The 20858-nt window shown below is 49.3% G+C and carries 24 protein-coding genes; 14 read left to right on the top strand and 10 right to left on the bottom strand.

The features are described 5' to 3' along the window. Positions 1-10: 10 nt before the first annotated feature. Together EPD17_RS19575 and EPD17_RS19570 are read left to right on the top strand one after the other, a co-directional pair. The gene (locus EPD17_RS19575) at positions 11-778 is read left to right on the top strand and encodes an ABC transporter ATP-binding protein (RefSeq protein WP_132056127.1); all 768 of its coding nucleotides are present in this window, start codon (positions 11-13) and stop codon (positions 776-778) included. Next, positions 771-1538: an ABC transporter permease subunit gene (locus EPD17_RS19570; RefSeq protein WP_132056126.1), complete on the top strand. Its 768-nt coding sequence runs from the start codon at positions 771-773 to the stop codon at positions 1536-1538. Before EPD17_RS19575 ends, EPD17_RS19570 begins: the two co-directional genes overlap by 8 nt. Before the next feature lie 257 nt (positions 1539-1795). On the opposite strand, the gene EPD17_RS19565 is transcribed toward EPD17_RS19570, so the two are convergent. Further along, a complete protein-coding gene (locus EPD17_RS19565) occupies positions 1796-2302 on the bottom strand; it encodes a c-type cytochrome (RefSeq protein ID WP_240040686.1) in 507 nt (168 codons plus the stop codon). Positions 2303-2408: 106 nt separating this feature from the next. Beyond that, complete coding sequence (locus EPD17_RS19560) at positions 2409-2618, bottom strand: putative periplasmic lipoprotein (protein WP_132056125.1); 210 nt, start codon at positions 2616-2618, stop codon at positions 2409-2411. A 210-nt stretch (positions 2619-2828) separates the two neighbouring features. Between EPD17_RS19560 and EPD17_RS19555 the strand changes: the two genes are divergently transcribed. Both EPD17_RS19555 and EPD17_RS19550 read left to right on the top strand, forming a co-directional pair. Beyond that, the gene (locus tag EPD17_RS19555) at positions 2829-3407 is read left to right on the top strand and encodes a Crp/Fnr family transcriptional regulator (protein WP_240040685.1); all 579 of its coding nucleotides are present in this window, start codon (positions 2829-2831) and stop codon (positions 3405-3407) included. 179 nt (positions 3408-3586) lie between these two features. After that, positions 3587-4204 (top strand): DinB family protein, encoded by a 618-nt coding sequence (locus EPD17_RS19550; protein ID WP_114236373.1) that lies wholly within the window; start codon positions 3587-3589, stop codon positions 4202-4204. Between the two features lie 90 nt (positions 4205-4294). On the opposite strand, the gene EPD17_RS19545 is transcribed toward EPD17_RS19550, so the two are convergent. From EPD17_RS19545 to EPD17_RS19530, 4 genes are all read right to left on the bottom strand, one after another. Then, positions 4295-4813, bottom strand: a complete 519-nt coding sequence (locus EPD17_RS19545) for a ribosome maturation factor RimM (RefSeq protein WP_132056123.1) — start codon at positions 4811-4813, stop codon at positions 4295-4297. 165 nt (positions 4814-4978) lie between these two features. After that, positions 4979-5365: a 30S ribosomal protein S16 gene (gene rpsP / locus EPD17_RS20395; RefSeq protein ID WP_317126711.1), complete on the bottom strand. Its 387-nt coding sequence runs from the start codon at positions 5363-5365 to the stop codon at positions 4979-4981. A 348-nt stretch (positions 5366-5713) separates the two neighbouring features. Then, positions 5714-7036 (bottom strand): signal recognition particle protein, encoded by a 1323-nt coding sequence (ffh, locus tag EPD17_RS19535; RefSeq protein WP_132056122.1) that lies wholly within the window; start codon positions 7034-7036, stop codon positions 5714-5716. 274 nt (positions 7037-7310) lie between these two features. Next, positions 7311-8189 (bottom strand): sigma-70 family RNA polymerase sigma factor, encoded by an 879-nt coding sequence (locus EPD17_RS19530; protein WP_206609796.1) that lies wholly within the window; start codon positions 8187-8189, stop codon positions 7311-7313. A 280-nt stretch (positions 8190-8469) separates the two neighbouring features. Between EPD17_RS19530 and EPD17_RS19525 the strand changes: the two genes are divergently transcribed. Further along, positions 8470-8853 carry an START-like domain-containing protein gene (locus tag EPD17_RS19525; RefSeq protein WP_114236377.1) on the top strand — a complete coding sequence of 128 codons (384 nt, stop codon included), beginning with the start codon at positions 8470-8472 and terminating at the stop codon, positions 8851-8853. Here the strand turns inward: EPD17_RS19525 and EPD17_RS19520 are convergent. Continuing rightward, on the bottom strand, positions 8786-9445 hold the full coding sequence (locus tag EPD17_RS19520) for a hypothetical protein (protein ID WP_132056121.1): 660 nt from the start codon (positions 9443-9445) through the stop codon (positions 8786-8788). The genes EPD17_RS19525 and EPD17_RS19520 overlap by 68 nt on opposite strands. Before the next feature lie 127 nt (positions 9446-9572). On the opposite strand from EPD17_RS19520, the gene EPD17_RS19515 reads away from it, so the two are divergent. From EPD17_RS19515 to EPD17_RS19475, 9 genes are all read left to right on the top strand, one after another. Continuing rightward, positions 9573-11009 carry an LptF/LptG family permease gene (locus EPD17_RS19515; protein WP_240040684.1) on the top strand — a complete coding sequence of 479 codons (1437 nt, stop codon included), beginning with the start codon at positions 9573-9575 and terminating at the stop codon, positions 11007-11009. A gap of 81 nt (positions 11010-11090) precedes the next feature. Continuing rightward, positions 11091-11843, top strand: coding sequence for a superoxide dismutase (locus tag EPD17_RS19510; RefSeq protein ID WP_132056120.1), 753 nt, complete (start codon positions 11091-11093; stop codon positions 11841-11843). Between the two features lie 253 nt (positions 11844-12096). Further along, complete coding sequence (locus EPD17_RS19505; protein ID WP_132056119.1) at positions 12097-13137, top strand: cation diffusion facilitator family transporter; 1041 nt, start codon at positions 12097-12099, stop codon at positions 13135-13137. Positions 13138-13185: 48 nt separating this feature from the next. Further along, a complete protein-coding gene (locus EPD17_RS19500; protein ID WP_114236381.1) occupies positions 13186-13578 on the top strand; it encodes an OsmC family protein in 393 nt (130 codons plus the stop codon). Between the two features lie 74 nt (positions 13579-13652). Next, on the top strand, positions 13653-14102 hold the full coding sequence (locus EPD17_RS19495) for an RrF2 family transcriptional regulator (RefSeq protein WP_114236382.1): 450 nt from the start codon (positions 13653-13655) through the stop codon (positions 14100-14102). Positions 14103-14178: 76 nt separating this feature from the next. Then, entirely contained in the window at positions 14179-14820 is a 642-nt protein-coding gene (locus EPD17_RS19490; RefSeq protein ID WP_132056118.1) for a peroxiredoxin, read from the top strand. A 124-nt stretch (positions 14821-14944) separates the two neighbouring features. Beyond that, positions 14945-15643 (top strand): phosphoadenylyl-sulfate reductase, encoded by a 699-nt coding sequence (locus EPD17_RS19485; RefSeq protein ID WP_132056117.1) that lies wholly within the window; start codon positions 14945-14947, stop codon positions 15641-15643. 57 nt (positions 15644-15700) lie between these two features. Continuing rightward, positions 15701-16609 carry a sulfate adenylyltransferase subunit CysD gene (cysD, locus tag EPD17_RS19480; protein WP_114236385.1) on the top strand — a complete coding sequence of 303 codons (909 nt, stop codon included), beginning with the start codon at positions 15701-15703 and terminating at the stop codon, positions 16607-16609. Positions 16610-16712: 103 nt separating this feature from the next. Continuing rightward, on the top strand, positions 16713-17957 hold the full coding sequence (locus EPD17_RS19475) for a sulfate adenylyltransferase subunit 1 (RefSeq protein ID WP_132056116.1): 1245 nt from the start codon (positions 16713-16715) through the stop codon (positions 17955-17957). Positions 17958-18192: 235 nt separating this feature from the next. Here the strand turns inward: EPD17_RS19475 and EPD17_RS19470 are convergent, their stop codons facing one another. The 3 genes from EPD17_RS19470 to EPD17_RS19460 all read right to left on the bottom strand — a co-directional run bounded on the left by EPD17_RS19470 (position 18193) and on the right by EPD17_RS19460 (position 20799). Further along, on the bottom strand, positions 18193-18921 hold the full coding sequence (locus EPD17_RS19470; protein ID WP_132056115.1) for a hypothetical protein: 729 nt from the start codon (positions 18919-18921) through the stop codon (positions 18193-18195). Between the two features lie 146 nt (positions 18922-19067). After that, complete coding sequence (locus EPD17_RS19465) at positions 19068-19778, bottom strand: RluA family pseudouridine synthase (protein WP_132056114.1); 711 nt, start codon at positions 19776-19778, stop codon at positions 19068-19070. Positions 19779-19881: 103 nt separating this feature from the next. Then, entirely contained in the window at positions 19882-20799 is a 918-nt protein-coding gene (locus tag EPD17_RS19460) for a pseudouridine synthase (protein ID WP_132056113.1), read from the bottom strand. Between the last annotated feature and the right edge of the window lie 59 nt (positions 20800-20858).

Below are 20858 nucleotides of genomic sequence, written 5' to 3'. Positions count from 1 at the left end.
ATGAAACGACATGATCACGATTGAGCATATCACCAAAAAGTTTAAAAAGCTACATGCGCTGGACGATGTATCTGCGGCTTTTCGCAAAGGCCAGGTAGTGTCGCTGGTGGGCCCCAATGGTTCGGGCAAAACAACACTCATCAAATCGATACTGGGCATTGTGCAGCCCGATGCGGGCCAGATCTATTTCAACAGCAAACCCATACAAAGCGAAGTAGCTTACCGCGATAAAATTGGCTACATGCCGCAGATTGGGCGCTATCCCGATAACATGACCATCGGGCAGGTGATTTCAATGATCAAAAACATACGCAACCACGGCACCCGCAAGCTGGATGAAGAGTTGATTGAACAATACGGCATGCAGGCGCTGATGGAAAAAAACATGCGGTCGCTATCAGGCGGTACGCGGCAAAAAGTAAGTGCGGTGCTGGCTTTCCTGTTCGATCCCGAAGTGCTGATCCTTGATGAGCCCACTGCAGGCCTTGATCCGCTGGCATCCGAAATTTTAAAGGAAAAGATCATGCGGGAAAAGGAAAAAGGAAAACTGATCCTGATCACCAGCCATATACTTGCCGACCTGGATGAACTAACTACCGACGTGATGTATTTGCAGGATGGTAAGCTGCGCCTGTATCAATCCATTGGCAAACTAAAAGAACTGACCGGCGAGGAACGTTTGGGCCGCGCCATTGCATCGGTAATGAAAAGTGGTTATGTGCAGCCGAACGAGCAGTCGGGTGCAATCGTAAAATCAATGGAGGTGCGTTATGCTTAAATTATCGCGTTATGTGCTGCACGATATTTTGCGCAGCAAAGTAGTGATTGCTTATACTTTGTTTTTGCTGGCAGTGGCGGTTACGCTGTTTCGCATGGAAGATAATACCAGTAAAGCGGTGATGAGCCTGACAAATATTGTGCTGATTGTAGTGCCGTTGGTAAGCATGGTGTTTGCCACCATTCACTATTACAATTCATACGAGTTTATTGAACTGATGTTGTCGCAGCCGGTGAGCCGGTCGCGCATTTTAATGAGTGAATATTTCGGTACTGCGTTTTCGATGGCCACTGCATTCCTTGCAGGTGTGGGTATCCCGGTGCTCTTGTTTCAACCCGATGCGGTAGGCTTGGCGCTGCTGCTAACCGGCGTGCTGCTCACGTTTATATTCACGTCGCTGGCTTTCCTGGCTTCTGTATTGGCCCGCGATAAGGCCAGGGGCATTGGCATTGCGCTGATGCTGTGGTTTTATTTTGCGTTGATCTATGACGGGTTGGTGCTGAGCATCCTGTTTGCTTTTTCCGACTACCCGCTGGAAAGTTTGACCCTAGCCCTTTCATCGCTCAACCCGGTGGATTTAGGCCGCATTTTCCTGATGTTGAAAATGGACATCAGTGCATTAATGGGATACACCGGAGCTACTTATAAAGACTTTTTTGGTTCATCTGTTGGTGCGTTGTATACCATTGGTATCATGATGGTGTGGGCGATTATTCCCATGCTGCTGGCAGTGCGGGTGTTTAAGAAAAAAGACCTATGATTATTGGATAGAAGATAGACAATAGGCAAAAGATAAAAGACGAGAAACAGACAGCCAGGTGACGTGTAGTGCTGCCGAAGGCCACTGAGAAAACTGCAAACGGGGTGCATACATTTTGAATGTATGCACCCCGTTTTTTTATAAAGAAATTCGGGAGGTAAATTTTAGACAGCCAAACGGTGGTCTTTTTTTGTAAAAAAATAAACAACCGTTATGGCGTACAAAACTCCTGATTTCAGGAACCTAAGAAATCGTCGTTAGCTTTTGCCGTCGTTGTTGCGCATGAATTCCAGGATAGCCCTTGCGTCCTCATCGGAGAGGTTTTGGTTGGGCATGCGCACCAGGCACTCTTCCAGCATTTTTTGTGCAGCAGGGTCCTTTTGCAACATCTCATCTACGTTGGTGGAAAAGTTCATGATCCACTCCGGTGTTCGTCGGTCGGTAACGCCTTTCCAGCCCGGGCCCACCATTTTTTCATCGGTGAGTTTGTGGCAGCTCTGGCATTTCATTTCATATATACCCTTACCTGCGGCTACCATTTTTTGATCGAGCGGGTGGGTAAGCTCCACATTTTGAAATTTGCCGATGCCTTTATCGCTGGCAGTTGCATCTGCTGTAGTGGGTGCTGCATCGGTAGTTGTAGGCGTTGTGGCAGTGGCATCGTTGTCTGTTGTGCTTGCTGCATTATTGCTGTCGTTGCCGCAACCAATACCAATAACAACAGCAACTGCCATTGCGATGGGAATGAGTTTGTTGAGTTTCATGATCATGAATTTGATGAGTGAGTAAATATATATGAGGCTTGTTCTGAGGCTTATCCTAAAGTTAAGCGCAATAGTTTATACAAAAATGAGTAGATCGCATTTTCGGTTATGGGTGCTGGTGAGTCGTATCTGTTGTATCGCCCCTGATTATTGCAGCGTCCGGCACAATAGCCGAATCGTTGACAATGGTCATTGAATCAGGTATGGCTTCCGAAGGCGGCTGTGTGCCGGAAGGATCTTCCAGCTTGGCTCCGGAATCGTTGCCACATGCGGCAAACATCATTGCCACCACTACAATGAATAAAAACCGTTTCATGCATACTGGCCTCCAAAAGCGGTGCCATAATGCTTTGTGTTTTTGCTGCATGTACACCGCGTTGTTTGCTTTGGTTGTGCAAAAAAATAGCATGCATTTATTCAATATGCAATACTGCATGCATCAGTGTTGCAACGCATTTTTTATAACCTGCAAAAACGCATCTTTTTATAACAAAAGGGCAAGTTATCTTAGAACAAATATTTACTGTTGCCGCTGCAGTTGTTACAACAATTTATTGCGCCCATTCATCCACTCAAAAGCGAAGAGCTCGACGAATTTTTGGCACAATGGGAGCCCCTTTCCTGTAAGCGCAAAGTGGTACTCACCGCATCCGGCACCACCGAACGCCATCTTTATTTTGTGCTGGACGGCGTGCAGCGCTGTTATTGCATTACGCCGCAGGGTGCCGAAGCCACGCTGGTATTTACCTACCCCTATTCCTTTTCCGGCGTAGCCGATTCTTTTTTAACGCAAACGCCCACCCAGTATGTGTTTGAAACCTTAACGGCCAGCCGGTTTTTGCGCACCACCTACGGCCAAATGGAGCGGTTGATGCAATATTACCCCAATGTGCAAACGCTTTTCTTTAAAACAACGGCACTGGCTTTTAAAGGCCTGCTGGAGCGGCAGGCAGAGCTGCAATACTTTAGCGCCGAGGACAAGTTCCGGCGCCTGCTGCAGCGCAGTCCGCATGTGTTGCAGCTTATTCCACACAAATACCTGGCGTCCTACCTCGGCATCGATCCCGCAACATTCAGCAAGCTGCTGGGCTCGGTTCGTATTTAAGCTAAGGCTTACAACTGCCACTGGACGGCGGTTTCGTCCGCCATATTGTTGCGGCGAATGGCCGAAAATATTCTTTTTCTTATTGGTTAGGTCGGCAGATTGGGGCGTTGCACCACAGGCGTGGGTGCGGGCAAAGATTTTGCAAAACCATTTCAAATAGTTTTCAAAAAACCATTTGTATGAAAAAGTTTAAAAGCGAAGACCTTATTCATAAACTCCAGGAAGACGTACGCCAGATCATTGCCGCCGCAGAGCATTTCCGCGGCATAGACAAAATAAAGCTCAATTACCCGCCGGCCGAGGGCTCGTGGAGCGTGGTGCAGGTGCTGGAGCACCTCAATATGTACAACCGCCACTACCTGCCCGAAATTGAAAAATCGGTGGCCATTATTCCAAAGGAGTGGAGTTCCTGGTTTGTTCCGGGTTTCTTTGGCGATTATTTTACCCGCCTCATGCTGCCCGGCAACGTGTACGAAGTAAAAAACAAAATGAAGGCGCCCAAGGGCTACCGCCCCGAGAAAACGCTGAACAGCGAGGCCGTGCTGGACGAGTTTATCCAACACCAAAACAAGCTCCTCCAACTGTTGGAAATATCGCGGAAACGCAACCTCAACGAGATCCGGATCCCGATCACGATTTCTAAACTGGTGAAATTAAAATTGGGCGATACGTTCCGGTTTTTGGTGGCACACGAGCAGCGCCATATGCTGCAGGCCCGCAATGCTTTGAAAACCCTGGGCATTTCTACCAGCCAGTTCCCGGTGCTGATGTCGGGCATGGCGCTGGCCGGCCGATAATAGAAAGACCTAAATATTTTTGATGCAGGGTGTTGTGCCGTTGGCACGGGGCCCTGCATTTTTTTTATAAAAAATAGGGAAAGGCGTTGCTTACAGGAGATACACATCCAGCAACCCTTCGGGCAGCTCCACCACCACGCGGCGGCCCTTGTGGTCGATGCGCAGCAGGGTGCTTTCGTTGAGCGGGATAAATGCTTCTTTTTCCTGGATGCTGAGGCGGCAAATTACCTGGTGCGGCTGCTCAATGACTTCGAGGATGGTGCCCAGCGGCTGCTTGTTTTCTTCAATGGTGTAGCCCAGCAGGTTGATGGGTGCCGTTTTTGCCGAAAACTTTTTGAAATCTTCCTCCTTTAGCCACACTTCTTTTTGCGCCAGCTTCACAGCTGCTTCGCGGGTGTCCACATCCTGCACTTTCACATACGTTTCATCCTCGCTTTTGGCGCGGGCCGTTTCAATAAAATAAGGGATAAACGAGTTGGCCCGCTCTTCAATAAAAAATGCGGCAAGGCCTTTCAGCGCCGTTTTTTTCCCCAGGTTGTGTTTCAGGATCAGTTCGCCTTTAAGGCCAAATATGGAAACCAGTTTTCCAATTTTAAAATAATCGGTCATTGCAGGAGGATAAAGTTTGAATCGGAAAGCTAAGTTCCGGCCGGGGTATTGATTTTTAACTGATTAAAGTTAGCAGCGGCGCAAACATGGGCGGTATGCGCTAATAAAAAAAGGTGGTTTTGCACCGGGCAAAACCACCTTAATACATTCAAGCAGGCAGGTTTGTTATCCTTCTTGACCTTCGCTGGCGCGGGGCGCTGGGCGCTCCTGACGGCGATAGGGTGGATTTCTGCGGGCTCTTCTTTCTTGCATGGCCTGCTGCTGGCGCTTTTGAATCTGGGCTTCATGCTCAAGGTGCCACGACTGGAATTTCTCCATAGCGGTAGCATCATCAAACAGACCCAGTTTCACTCCGCGCAACAGGTGCTTCAGGTACAGTACGCCTTTTTGAGATAAAATCTTCCGTACGGTGTCGGTAGGCTGAGCGCCTTTGTGCAGCCATTCCAGCGACTTTTGACGGTCGAGCTGAACGGTAGCGGGGCTGGTCAGGGGATTGTAAGTACCGAGTTTTTGGATGAATTTACCATCGCGTGGGGCGCGGGCATCTGCCACAACAATGAAATAGAACGGGCGCTTCTTAGACCCGTGCCTTTGCAGTCGGATTTTAACTGGCATCTTAAATAGACATTTAAATGCGTGAATGATAAGGTTAACGGCGCAAAAGTAAGGCCGTCTGACAATATAGACAAACCGGAGGGGATTTTACGGAAAAATTTAAGAACTGCAGCCTATAAAAAGCGCTGGCTGAACAATCGGTAAAACAGGGGCGGCAAACGATCCATTTTTTGCATGATTTCTAATCAGTTAGCACAGCAGCCTGCTTTAAACAGCACATATTAGCCAAATAAAAAGCCCCGCGCAACGGCTGTTGGCGGGGCTTAAAAAGGGTGTGTGCGGCCACTATCTTTTCATGCCGGGCATCATGCGGCCCATTGGCATTTTGTTCATCATTTTCATCATTTCCCGCATTTGCTCAAACTGTTTCATAAAGGCATTTACTTCTGAAATGTCTTTGCCCGAGCCTTTGGCAATGCGTTTGCGGCGGCTGCCGTCAATTTTGTCGGGGTTGGCCCGCTCCATGGGCGTCATGGAGTTGATGATGGCCTCGATGCCTTTGAATGCATCGTCGGAAATATCAATGTCCTTGATGGCTTTGCCCACACCGGGAATCATAGCCATCAAGTCTTTCAGGTTACCCATCCGCTTGATCTGCTCCAGTTGCTGTTTGAAGTCGGCAAAATCGAACTGGTTTTTGCGGATCTTTTTTTCCAGCTTTTTGGCCTGCTCTTCGTCGAACTGCGCCTGGGCTTTTTCCACCAGCGTGGTAATATCACCCATCCCCAGGATCCGCTGTGCCATCCGTTCGGGGTAGAACACATCAAGGGTATCCAGCTTTTCGCCGCTCGAGATAAACTTGATGGGTTTATCAACGGTGTATTTAATGGAAAGCGCCGCACCACCTCGGGTATCGCCATCAAGCTTGGTAAGCACCACGCCGCTGAAGTCGAGGCGGTCGTTAAAAGCCTTGGCGGTGTTTACCGCATCCTGGCCAGTCATACTGTCCACCACAAACAGGATTTCCTGCGGGGCCACAGCGGCTTTGATATTAGCCACTTCGGTCATCATCGCTTCGTCCACCGCCAGGCGGCCAGCAGTATCAATGATCACCACGTTTTTGTTTTTAGCGCGGGCTTCGCGGATGGCATTTTGTGCAATCTCCACCGGGTTTTTATTTTCCGGCTCCAGGTGCACGTCCACGCCAATTTGCTCACCCAACACACGGAGCTGCTCCATGGCCGCAGGGCGGTACACGTCGGCAGCCACCAATATGGGAGACAGCTTTTTTTGCTTTTTTAGGTAATTGGCCAGCTTGCCGCTAAAGGTAGTTTTACCCGAACCCTGCAGGCCGGCAATCAGGATGACCGCTGGTGCACCTTTGGAATTGAATTCGGCTGCTTCGCCACCCATCAGGGATACCAGTTCGTCTTTTACAATCTTCACCATCAACTGGCTGGGCGAAATGGCATTGATCACTTTTTCGCCGAGTGCTTCGTCTTTTATCTTGTCGGTAAATTCCTTGGCGATCTTAAAGTTTACGTCGGCGTCTACCAGGGCCCGGCGAATTTCTTTAACCGTGGCCGCTACGTTCAGCTCGGTGATTTTTCCTTCACCTTTCAGGTTTTTAAAGGCACCTTCCAGCCGGTCGCTTAATGATTCGAACATAGTATGAGTAGTGCTTTGAATTATATCTTTTGAACCACAAAGACACCAAGGAACAAAAGGCACACAAAGTATTTCTTGGTGCATCTTGTTTGTCTTTGTGCCTTTGCGGTTCTATTTCAGGGCAATAAAAAAGTGAATAGAGCCTATTCACTTGTACAAGTTGCAAATATAAGAAGATTGGCAAACCTGAAGTTTGCTCTGTTTTGCAGTCAATAATAAATACTCTAATAATCAATAATGCCCCAGGCTACCAACTGTCAACTATAAACTGTTTTTAATTCCCGCCCAGGTATGGCCGGAGCGCCTTTGTACGGCTGTTGGCTTTGAGTTTGGTGATGGCTTTGTCTTTGATCTGCCGAACCCTTTCGCGGGTGAGGTTGAATTTTTCCCCAATGTCTTCCAGGCTCAGCGGGTGGTCAACCCCGATGCCGAAAAAGTAGCAGATCACATCTTTTTGTCGTTCCGTAAGGGTTTGCAGCGACCGGTTGATTTCTATCCGCAACGATTGTTTGTATTCCAGCTCGTTGTCGGTTTTTTCGGCGTTGGTATTTTCCAGCACATCCAGCAGGGTGCTTTCTTCACCTTCTGAAAGGGGCGTATCCATGCTTACATGGCGGGCGTTGATGCCCAGGCTGGAAGCCACTTCTTCCAGGTCCATGTTCAGCAGGTCGGCCAGTTCTTCGGCCGAGGGTTCCCGTTCAAACTCCTGTTCCAGTTGCGAAAACGCTTTCTGGATGCGGTTGGTGAGGCCCACCTTGTTGAGCGGCAGCCGCACAATACGGGCCTGCTCGGCCAGGGCCTGCAAAATGGATTGGCGGATCCACCAAACGGCGTAGGAGATGAATTTAAACCCGCGGGTTTCGTCAAAGCGTTGAGCGGCTTTGATCAGGCCAAGGTTTCCTTCGTTGATGAGATCGGGGAGGGAAAGGCCCTGGTTCTGGTACTGTTTGGCAACAGACACTACAAAGCGCAAGTTGGCTTTGGTGAGGCGGTTGAGGGCTTGCTGATCGCCCTGTTTGATGAGTGTGGCGAGGCGTACCTCTTCTTCTGGTGAAACAAGGTCCACTTTGCCAATTTCCTGAAGGTATTTTTCCAGGCTTTGAGATTCACGATTGGTGATTGACTTCGTGATCTTCAGTTGACGCATGCTCATAGGATGGCATTTAAGATGGTTATTTGAGGTTGCAGTTCAGGTCCGTCTTGGCTAAGGGATCCCAAATGTTCCATCACATTTCCGGGTGCATCAGTTCGTAGGTTGTGTGTTCGTTTGTCCAAATTAAGAAAACCTGCAATGTGAAAAAAAAATATTTTAAGATTCCTTTTACATTTTTTGAAAAAGGCTTAATTACGTTTCTATCGGCAGGTAGGAAAAAATTTTGGTGGTTGAATTATTTTCCTGTTATTGCACCCCCCGACAAGCTTAATTAGCGCAAATGAGTAAAAAGCAACTCTATACATTAGAATACCCGGTTCGCTGTTCTCCTGCAATCCTGTACGAGTTCCTGTCTACGGCCAGCGGCCTGCAGGAGTGGTTTGCCGATAAGGTAGATGAGCGGGATGGGCAGTTTATTTTTTCGTGGAATGGCTCTTCGGAAATTGCCGAAGTGGTGGAAAGCGAAGAGGACCGTTTTGTGCGGTATCACTGGACGCACGCCCCGAAGGAAGAATACTTTGAGTTCCGCATCGAAAAATCGGAAGTAACCAACCAAACCATTTTGGTGATCAAAGATTTTGCGGAGAAAAAAGAAATCAAAGACCAGAGCATGCTTTGGGATTATCAGGTAAAAGACCTGTTTCACCGCCTGGGTAGCAACTAAGCGCCCCGCACTGTTCCAGCAAAAAGCACCAGCTTTCCCATAAATTATTTGCTGCATGAGGCCAGCTTTGAAGCGGCCACCATGCAGCAATTTTTATATGCGGCCGGCTGTGCACCAGTTCTGCAAAGCCCGTTGCTGTAAATGCCTGCACCGGTTGGTAATTGCCACCATCGAAATGATGTGCCCAGGGATCGGGCCCCGTTTGTATAAAATAGCCGCGCTGGGCCAGGTGTGGATAACTTTCAGAAAGGCGGTTTGCCAGCTTATTTTTCCAAACTCCCGAAAGGTGCAGGGTGCTGCTGAAAAAACGGCCCCACCAGAAAAATGTGCGGATGGCAAAAATGTCTTCCTGTCCAAACAGCCTTGGGTAATCGAGCATTAGGTAGGGTAGGCCGCCGTGGTTTTCGCCGCGGGCAATTTTGGGCGGTACAGTGGCAAATGGTGCCGCTACCTGCGCCCCTTGCATTTGGTGTTGCAGCCCGGCCAGCAGCGCCTTTGCTTTTTCCATAATACGGTTCTTCGTTAAAATCAGTTCCGCATCGCATACCAACGCCATCTCGGCAGCCGAAAGCTGTATTTTTGCCTCCTCCATAAACGGAAATTAAGTGGAATAATTTGAACCACTAAGACACATAGGCCACGAAGCAACACAATGAAGATTGCTTCGTGTACCCTTCCTGTCTTAGTGTCTTAGTGGTTCAAAAGAAAAAATTACGCAGGTGCTGAAAAAGCTGGATAAACTCATTATAAAAGCCTTCATTGGCCCGTTTGTGGCCACGTTCTTCATCACGCTGCTGGTGCTGGTGATGCAGTTTTTCTGGCTGTACATCGACGATTTTGTGGGCAAAGGCCTGGGGGCCGGCGTCATTGCCGAATTTATTTGGTACCAAAGCGCGGTGCTGGTGCCGCTGGCCCTACCACTGGCAGTGCTGCTGTCATCGCTTATGACCTTTGGCAACCTGGGCGAAACCTACGAACTGGTGGCCATTAAATCGGCAGGCATATCGCTGCTGCGGTTTATGCGGCCCCTTTTTTTTGTAACGCTGACCATTTGTTTCATTGCGTTTCTTTTTTCCAACTACATCATTCCCGTAGCGAACCTCAAAAGCCGCACATTGCTAGCCGATATCGTTTATGCAAAACCGTCATTCGACATCAAGGAAGGCGTTTTTTACGATAAGATTTCGGGCTTCGCCATTAAGATCGGTAAAAAGGAACCCAACGACAGCGTAATCCGCGACATCATTATTTACGAACAGGCCGGTGCCAGTTTGCAGGACAACTTTATCATTGCCGAAGACGGCGTGATGCGGATTTCGGACAACAAGCGGTACTTGGAATTTATTTTAAAAAATGGCTGGCGTTACCAGGAGCGGGGCAACACCACGCAAGCCAACACCGAATTTGTGCGGCTTGGATTTGACCAATACACCAAGCAGTTCGACCTTAGTTCGTTCCAGTTTCAGCGCACCTCCGATAGTGTAAACAAAAATAACCAGCGGATGCTGAGCATGCGCCAGTTGGGCGTGGCCATTGATTCGATCCGTAAAGACGCCAACAATTTTGCACCGCAGGTGCGCCGCGATGTGTTGTCGTCGGCCGAGTTTCGTGCACACCTCGATAGCAATTGGGCCGTAGCTGGGAAAGTGCCCGCGGTAAAATCGTTTAGCGAGATACTGCCCGACTCTATGCAGCAAATGGTGCGGCAACGCAGCCAGGGCATTGTGCAGGCGCTTAAAAGCAATGGCGAGCTGGTGGTAACGCAATACAACGACCGCCAACGCGACCTGCGCAAATACCAGATTGAATGGCACCGCAAAATTTCGCTTTCGCTGGCCTGCCTCGTGCTGTTTTTAATTGGTGCGCCACTGGGCTCCATTATTCGCAAAGGCGGCCTGGGCAGTCCCATGGTTTTTTCCATCATCTTTTTTATGGTGTTTTATTTTTTGGGCACCTCCGGCGAAAAATTATCCCGGGCTGGTTCGCTGCATCCGTTCAACGGCATGTGGCTTTCGTCGTATGTGCTGGTGCCCATCGGGCTGTTTTTAACGGTAAAAGCAGTGAACGATTCGCAGCTGTTCAACCGCGAATTTTACCAGCGTGCATGGAGCCGCTTTAAAGCAAGGCGGGCGGCCAAAACTGCAAAGCCCGCATAATTCCATTACCCGGTTTTTAGTATTGTATGCGGCTGCGCCGCAGTTTTGCACGCAAATTGGTACACCCGTAATTTTTGTTGCATGCATCGTTTAGCCAATCGAAGACAATTTTTGCTGCAAACCGGGAAGGCGGGCATCGGCGCTTGCGCCGCGCTAAGTATGCCTGCGGTGGTTAGCTCTTGCGCAGTGGTGCGCCGGGTAAAAGGCCCAAGCGGCACAGGCTTCAAACAGGAGCCGCTGCCGTACACGTACGGCGCGCTGAATAGTGCCATTGATGCGGCCACCATGGAGCTGCATTATACCAAACACGCAGCCGGCTACGCAGCCAACCTGCAAGATGCTGCAAAGGCTGAAGGTGTGGATACCTCGAAGCCGCTGGAAGAGGTGTTGCGCCACATTGATCAATACTCCACTGCCATGCGCAACAATGCCGGCGGGCATTACAACCACGAACTATTTTGGAAAATCATGAGCCCACGCGGTGGCGGCCAGCCTATTGGTAGTTTGGCCACTGCCATTGATGCATCGTTTGGTTCATTTGAAGCATTGAAAAATGGCCTGGCCGATGCCGGTAAAAATTTATTTGGTTCGGGCTGGGCATGGCTGGTGCTCGACGGAGATAAAAAGCTGCGCATTGGCGCTACGCCCAACCAGGACAATCCGCTGATGCCTGTTTCCGACCTCAAGGGCTTTCCATTATTGGGCCTCGATGTGTGGGAGCATGCTTATTACATGCGCTACCAAAACCGCCGTGCCGATTACATTGAAAACTGGTGGCAGGTAGTGAACTGGGATTTTGTTGGTAAACGATACGCAGCAGCAGTTAGGAGTTGACAGTTGGTAGTTGATAGTATTGAACGTGCAGGCTGATGTATTTGCATCAATCGAAATGCAACGAAAAGTGGCGTAAAAATTGGCAGCAAAATCGTTCATCGAAAACCATTTTTACATGTCCCAACATTTTTCAACAACCAGCAAAACTCATTACTGCCTTAATTCATTTCCTTTAAATTACAACAGCACAAAACCATAACTACTTACCACCAACTACCAACTACCAACTATCAACTCCTAACTACCAACTCCCATGTCCAAACGCACTTCCGACAGCATCCAAAACATACGCCTGCAGCGCGGTATTGCCATTGCAGGTGCGGTGCTGTTAGTGGTAAAGTTTGTGGCCTGGTCGCTAACACACTCGGTGGCGGTGCTTACCGATGCACTGGAAAGTATTGTAAACGTGGTGGCGGGTTTCGTTGGGCTGTATAGCCTGCATGTATCGGCGCAGCCCCGCGATGCCAACCATCCGTACGGGCACGGCAAAGCGGAATTTTTATCCGCCGCCATCGAAGGCACATTGGTGCTGTCGGCAGGCGCCATTATTTTATACACGGCCGTAAAAAACTTCTTTTACCCACAGCCGCTGCAGGCGGTTGATACCGGCATTTACCTGGTGGGTGCCACCGCGGTGGTCAACTGGTTGCTGGGCAGCATAGCCCTGCGCCAAGGCCGCAAAACCGGTTCGCTGGCGCTGATGGCCAGTGGCCGCCACCTTCAAACCGATACCTGGTCTACCATCGGTATTATCCTGGGGCTGGTGCTTATTTCATTTACCGGCTGGCAATGGATCGATGCGGCAGTTGCATTTGGTTTTGGCGCATACATAGCCATTACTGGTTATCGCATTGTACGCAAATCGGTGGCGGGCATTATGGACGAAGCCGACATGGAGTTGCTGACCAAAATGACAACCGTGCTCAATGCGGCACGCCGCGATGCTTGGGTGGACCTGCACAACCTGCGGGTGATTAAATACGGCAACGTGCTGCACCTCGATTGTCACCTTACAGTGCCCTGGTATTTCAACGTACACCAGGCGCATGAAGAAGTAGACCAATTGGCTGCGGTGGTGCGCAAAGAGTTTGGCGAAACCCTCGAACTTTTTGTGCACTCCGATGGCTGCCTTTATTTTCAATGCCCGCTCTGCGAAAAGAGGGCCTGCCCGGTGCGGCAGCATCCTTTTAAGGAAAAGCTGGTGTGGACGGTGGACAATATTTTGCAAAACGAAAAGCACGGTTGGCGCCGGGCCTCTGGCGACGATACGGGCAACGCGGCAGCGCAGCCATAGCCACCCAATCCTTCGTAAATTGCGCCGAATACAATTCAAGCTCATTATATGCAAACAACCACCACCTGGAAAAGCGGCAACGCATTTACCAGTACATACAAAGGCGAACAAATTGAAATTGACGGCGACGGGTTTAGCCCCAAAGCGCTGCTGCTTACCGGCCTGGCCGGCTGCTCCGGCATCGACCTGGTGAGCCTGCTGGAAAAAATGCGGGTGCCTTTTGGATCTGTTGCAATTGACGCCGTTACTGAGCAAACCGATGAACATCCACGGGTTTTTAAAGCCATCAACCTAGTGTACCGGGTGCAAACCGGCGAGGAGAACAGGGATAAAGTGGCCAAGGCCATCGACCTGTCGCTGGAAAAATATTGTGGCGTGGCCGCCATGTTGCAAAAGAACAGCCCGATCACGTACACCATCGAGCTGCTGCCGGCTGCATAACGTGGCACATTTGATAAACCTCAGCGGTACAACTGCAGGTGTGGCCTACCTTTGAACGGGCAAATCCATATCAGATGCTAACGAAAAAAGCCTATTATGCGTTTCAGGCGCTTACCCACCTGGTAGAAAGATATAACGAAGGACCGGTGCTAATTTCAGAGATTTCGGAGGAACGGAAAATTCCGCTGAAGTTCCTGGAAAACATCCTGCTGCACCTCAAAAACACGGGCATTCTTGACTCTAAAAAAGGCAAGGGCGGCGGTTATTTTTTAAAAGCGCACCCCTCCGAAACCCGCATTGCCAAAGTGTTTCGGCTCATTGACGGGCCCATTGCCATGCTGCCCTGCGTGAGCCTTTATTTTTACCAGCGCTGCGAAAACTGCAACGAAAAATTTTGCGGTCTGCACGACATCCTGGTGGAAGTGCGGGATGCTACTTTGGCCATTATGGAAAACCGTACGCTGGCCGACCTGGTGGCAAAGGACCGCAACCCGGTGGCAGGATTGGTGCCACCAAAAATGTGAAAAAAGTCTACTCGTTTGGTAGGGTAGTTATTCCGCATTACTTTTACACCCATTGTTCACCAAAAAACCAATCAGTATGTCATTACGTTTAGGCGATATTGTTCCCAACTTTCAGGCAGAAACCACCAACGGCCCCATCGATTTCTACGAATTTCTGGGCGATAGCTGGGGCATCCTTTTTTCGCACCCTGCCGATTACACCCCGGTATGCACCACCGAGCTGGGCTTTACAGCCAAGCTGGGCGAAGAGTTTGCGAAGCGTAATGTAAAAGTGCTGGCCGTAAGCGTTGATCCACTGGAATCGCACCACGGCTGGAAGCGGGACATTGAAGAAACCCAGGGCTGCCTGGTGAACTTCCCCATCATTGCCGATGAGAACAAAGTTGTAGCCGGCTTGTACGATATGATCCACCCCAACGCTTCGGAAAAAGCAACGGTGCGTTCCCTGTTCGTGATCGGGCCCGATAAAAAACTGAAACTGAGCATCACTTACCCTGCCTCTACCGGCCGCAACTTCAACGAAGTGCTGCGTGTGGTAGACTCGCTGCAACTGACCGCCAACTACAGCGTGGCAACACCTGCTAACTGGAACCACGGCGAAGATGTGATTGTAGTGCCTGCAGTAAGCACCGAAGATGCCATCAAAAAATTCCCTAAAGGCGTAAAAGTGGTGAAGCCTTACCTGCGCTATACCCCTCAGCCAAACGTGGAGTCTTAATTAGTATAGATTATTGATTACTTATTATTGATTATTCAGGCTTGTAAAAGATGCTAGTAGTAATGAATAATAAGTAATCAATAATTATTTAAAATACCATTGCAGCAAAACTGCAAACCCGCTCATGCAATCCCTGGAACATTTACAAAACCTCTACGCAACCGAGCCGATAGAAGTGGCGTTGCAAAAAACGGCGCAGCTTTTTCCCGGCCGCGTTAAGTTTTCTTCGTCGCTGGGCCAGGAAGACCAGGTACTAACGGATATCATTGCCCGAAATAAGATTGGCATCACCATTTTTTCCATTGATACCGGCCGCCTGTTTAACGAGGTGTACGAAACCATGGAAAAAACCGAGGCCCGTTACAAGATGAAGTACCAGGTGTTTTTTCCGCAGGCCGATGCCGTGCAAAACATGGTGCAGGAGCGGGGCATCAACCTGTTTTACGATTCGGTTGAAAACCGCCAGACCTGCTGCGGCATACGCAAGGTGGAGCCGCTGAACCGGGCCCTGGCCGATGCTGATGTGTGGATCACAGGCCTGCGTGCCGAGCAGAACGACCACCGCAAATCGGTGCCGATGGTGGAGTGGCTGCCCGAAAAAAATATGTACAAGATCAACCCGTTGCTGCACTGGAGCTACGATGAAATGATCGGGTACATCAAACAAAACAACGTGCCGTACAACCCGCTGCACGATAAAGGTTTCATCTCCATTGGCTGTGCACCCTGCACCCGCGCTATCGAACCGGGCGAAGACCCGCGTGCCGGCCGCTGGTGGTGGGAGACATCGCACAAAGAGTGCGGGCTGCATCTGGTTAAATAGTTAGTAAAAGGTTCCATCACTTCAAGCGATGGAACCTTTATAAAATATACTTCCGAAATGAGTGCATTGAACTTAAATAAATTTCCCCGCGAACTGGAGCACGAAGCCATCTACATCATTCGCGAAGTGGCTGCGCAGTTTGAGCGTCCGGCCCTGTTGTTCTCGGGGGGCAAAGATTCTATTACGCTGGTGCAGCTTGCCCGCAAGGCATTTTATCCTGCCAAGGTTCCGTTCCCGATGCTGCACATCGATACGGGCCACAACTTTCCCGAAACTATCGAGTTTCGCGACTGGCTGGCAAAAGAAAGCGGCATGCAACTGATTGTGCGCTATGTGCAGGATTCCATCGACCAGGGAAAAGTAAAAGAAGAAACCGGCAAATACGCCAGCCGCAACATGCTGCAAACCGTAACCCTGCTCGACGCCATCGAAGAACTGAAGTTTGATGCCTGCATTGGCGGCGCCCGCCGCGATGAAGAAAAGGCCCGCGCCAAGGAACGCATCTTTTCTGTTCGCGACGATTTTGGCCAGTGGGATTCGAAAAAGCAACGCCCCGAATTGTTTGATATGCTCAATGGCAAAATCAATGTAGGCGAAAACGTTAGGGTGTTTCCTATTTCCAACTGGACGGAACTCGATGTTTGGAATTATATCCGCGAAGAAGGCATGGACATTCCTTCCATTTATTTTTCGCACCAACGCGAAATCATTGAACGCGATGGCCTGTACTGGCCCACATCGCCCTACCTCAATACATCGGAAGATGAAGTGCCGTTCAAGGCCACCGTTCGCTTCCGCACCGTAGGCGATATGACCTGCACCGCCGCTGTACTTTCCGAAGCCGTTACACTCGACAAGATCATCGAAGAGATCCGCGAAGCAACCATCTCCGAACGGGGTGCCCGCATCGACGACAAACGCTCCGAAGCAGCCATGGAAAAAAGAAAGCAAGTAGGATACTTCTAAAAAACTAATTGAACCACTAAAACACCAAGGAACAAAGTTTCACGAAGGATTTTCTTTGTGCCCCTTTTTTTCTTTGTGCCTTTGTGGTTCCAATAAAAATTATATGGACGTTTTACGTTTAGCAACAGCAGGTAGTGTAGATGATGGCAAAAGCACCCTCATCGGCCGCCTGTTGTACGATACCAAATCCATCACCAAAGACAAGCTGGAAGCGGTGGAAGCATCGAGCCAGCGCAAGGGCCTCGACTTTGTGGATCTGTCGCTCCTCACCGATGGCCTCATTGCCGAAAGGGAACAAGGCATTACCATTGATGTGGCGCATATTTATTTTGCTACCGACACCCGCAAATACATTATTGCCGATACACCGGGCCATGTGGAGTACACCCGCAACATGATTACTGGCGCATCCAATGCCGAAGCTTCAATTGTGTTGGTTGATGCCCGAAATGGTGTAAGCGAACAAACCCGCCGGCACCTGTTTATTTCTTCCCTGCTGGAGATTGATCACGTAGTTGTAGCAGTAAATAAAATGGACCTGGTGAATTATGACCAGGCCACTTTTGAAAGCATAAAAGCAAACGTAGAAGGCCTGGCAGAAAAGATCGGTTTTAAAGGTGAGCTCACCTTTATTCCGCTGGCTGCAAAGTATGGAGATAATGTAGTAACACCATCGGAAAACATGTCTTGGTACAGCGGGCAGCCGCTGCTGCAATACCTCGAAAGCATCCCGGTGCACAAACGCGATGATGCACTGCCCGCAAGGTTTCATGTGCAGGCCGTAATTCGTCCGCACAGCGATGAGTACCACGACTTCCGCGGCTATGCAGGCAAATTGGTGAGTGGTTCACTGGCGGTGGGTCAGCGTGTTTCGGTGCTGCCTTCGCTCAAGGAATCAAGCATCAAATCCATTTATGCCGGCGATAAAAAAGTAGAAGGGGCACATGCCGGCGAAAGCCTGAGCATTGAGCTGGAAGACGATGTGGACATCAGCCGGGGCAACACCCTGGTGCCCGTTGGCGTGCCGCACCAACAGCTAAGCCAGTTTTCGGCCAAGCTTACCTGGATGGACGAACAGCCGCTTACTGCAGGCAAAACCTTTTTGCTGCAGCATGGTGTAAACCGCATTAAAGCAAAGCTCAATTCGTTTGCACACGTCATCGACATGAACACCATCGAGGAAAAAGGTGATGTGCGGGAATTCAAGCTCAATGATATTGGCGAGGTAAATATTAAAACAGCCAAACCCATTTTTGCCGACCGCTACGCCGATAACCCGCGCAACGGTGCATTTATTTTGATTGATGAATACAGCAACAACACGGTTGCAGTTGGATTTATTTTGTAAGCTATTTTATAACAAGCTGCAATCAAGACGAAGTTTTGTTACGCGGAGTATGTCATGCCGAACTTGTTTCGGCATCTCCTTCAATCTGCGGGGTTTCTTAATGTGGAGGAGTTACCGAAACAAGTTCGGAATGATAATGCCAAAGTTCAAAGACACAATAGATTTCGAGTTGATATTAGTTGATTAACAATAAAGGCGGTCGTAAGACCGCCTTTATTGTTATGTGAAATACATGCTATTGATCCACAACAAGCAAGCCTTCCTTTATATCGCAGAAAAAAGCATCGTATATGTGGTCGGCCTGGATATGGTTCCACCTAAAGTCTTTAATGGCTGCTTGTCCGGTGCTGTTTTCGGCAAAATCATATAAGCCGTTGGTGCTATAAGCTGCGTGGTAATAATTATAGATAACGATGTGGCGGTAACCGGATAATTTTTTGGAACTCGGTGCCGCAACCGGTTTGAATTGCAGCCCCAGCAAAGGGGCAATCTCTGAAGTTTTATAGCCATAGTTCAATCGCCATACAGCCGCTTCAAAAGTAGTGCTGTCTTTTTGTTGCAGTTGTTTGCACATTACTGCAAAAAGCGTGTCCGCCAGCAGCTTGACTTGAATAGATGCACTGTCATTTGCTTGTTGCACGAAGTTGCTTTTTGCACTGCTGTATTGCAGTTCGCGGGAATGGATGATAACGCTTTCCCTGTTTCGAAGGGTACAGGTTAACGTAGAATCAGTTTGGTGTTGGGTGGTTACAACACCGTCTAATCCAAATGTTCCAATCGATGCTTTGATCAAAGCAATGGCGGCGCAGTTGTTTGCATTTTTGTTTTGTTTGAAAGCATTGATCAAAACTGTGCCTTCTATTGGGTGGTGTTGGGCAACTGACTGCTGTGCCCGCACAAACAGCGTAAGGAACACAAAAGAGGTGGTATAGAATATGTTTTTGAAAAAACGATTTACCCTCATGCATTGCGGGTTGGTATCAATAAAGTTATGGGTTTGTTGCCCGTCAGCTAACTGGTTTCTCCGCCATTTGCAATGAATAAAAAAAGCTCCTTTGGAGGAGCTTGAATGTTTTACCCGCAAATCACTTACCCGAAAGAAAAAAGCACTTATTTGGCCTTGCGCAATTGCTGCAACGTAGCTCTGATATCTTTCGGTGGTTCTGCTTCCAGGTTATAGGTTTTACCAAAAAGCGTAAACGACAACTTCCATGAATGCAGTGCAAGGCGGGCAAGGATCGGCCGCTCTTCCAGTTCCACTTTAGATAGGTTGTAGCGGTTTTTGATGGACGAAAGCAGCACTGGTTTGCCATCGCCATACAGTTCGTCGCCCACCAGCGGGGTCCCCAGGTGTTTCATGTGCACCCTGATCTGGTGCATGCGGCCGGTATGTATGCGAAACTGCATCCAGCTAAACTGCCGGAATGTTTCTAGCACTTCGTAATCAGTTACCGAAAGTTTGCCCTTTGCATGCGTTACCATCATGCCTTTTTTCACCGGGTGTTCCATCAGCCCGGTGCTGATAGTGCCCGAAGGCTGTGATGGCTGGCCCAACACCAGGCCCACGTAGTATTTAGCCACATCGCGTCCCTCAAAGAGTTGCGACAACTGCCGGTGTGCCGCTTCTGTTTTTGCAAAAACGATCATGCCGCTGGTGTCGCGGTCGAGGCGGTGCACGGTTAAAATATTTTCGTATCGGGCCGCGAGCCAGTCTTTCAACGAACTACTGCCTTTACGGTCCGGAATAGTAAGCATGCCTGCCGGCTTGTTGATGGCCACCAGGTGTTCGTCTTCGAATATAATGTAGTCGTTGGGCTTCATTTGTAGTGAATCATTCTGTATTTACGATTGACGATTTCGGATTGACGATTGAAAACAACATCCGCGTTTACATACAATCGTAAATCCAAAATCGTAATTCGTCTTATTTTTTTCCTTTGCCAAAAAACTTCAGTTCCCGCACTTCTTTTTCGTTGAGGAAACGATACTTGCCGCGGTTTACATTCTTTTTAGTCAAGCCTGCAAACATTACGCGGTCCAGTGCTCTAACATCGTAGCCCAGGTGCTCAAAAATGCGGCGCACAATGCGGTTGCGGCCGCTATGAATTTCCACACCGATCTGTGTTTTATCCGATACATCGGTGTAGGCCAGTTTGTCTACATGTGCCATGCCGTCTTCCAGTTCCACGCCTTTCAGTATGGCTTCAAAATCGGCCTTGGTCAGCGGCTTATCCAGCGTAACGGCATAGACTTTTTTGATCTCGTTGCTGGGGTGCGTCAGCTTTTGCGACAGCTCGCCATCATTGGTAAGCAGCAGCACACCGGAGGTGTTGCGGTCAAGCCGGCCAACCGGGTACACCCGCTCTTTTGTAGCCTGCTTAATCAGGTCGAGCACGGTTTTGCGCTTTTGCGGATCGTCGGTAGTGGTGATATAGTCTTTTGGCTTATTCAGCAGAATATACACCAGTTCCGGCGCCGGTTCCACCTTTTTGCCGGCCACTTTTACCTCGTCGCCTTCCTTGATCTTGAGGCCGGGTTCCAGCACCAGTTCGCCGTTCACTTTTACCTTGCCTTCTTTAATCAGTTCCACCGCATCGCGGCGCGAACAAAGCCCGCTGTGGGCAATATATTTATTGAGCGGCATTTGCTCCGGCGCCTTGCGTTGCACGGTTATTTTGGATCGCTCAATACCTTCCGATTTTTCCTTTAGCTCCAGCCGTTTACGTTCGGCCTGTGCTGTGATTTCTTTTTTAACCTGGCGTTTTTCCTGCCGAAACTGCTCCCGGCGGGCACCGCTTTTTTGTCCCTTTGCAAATTTTTCAAAGCCTGATGCTTTCTTCATGTTGTATCGTTTGTTCTGCCGGCTTTTGGGCGGTGGCAGCACTGAGTTTAATCTGCAAA

The sequence above is a fragment of the Pseudocnuella soli genome (assembly GCF_004347775.1).
GTDB classification, from domain to species: domain Bacteria; phylum Bacteroidota; class Bacteroidia; order Chitinophagales; family Chitinophagaceae; genus Flavisolibacter; species Flavisolibacter aquaticus.
The sequence above is the reverse complement of the archived record's forward strand: the minus strand, read 5'-3'. Positions and strand labels throughout refer to the sequence as shown.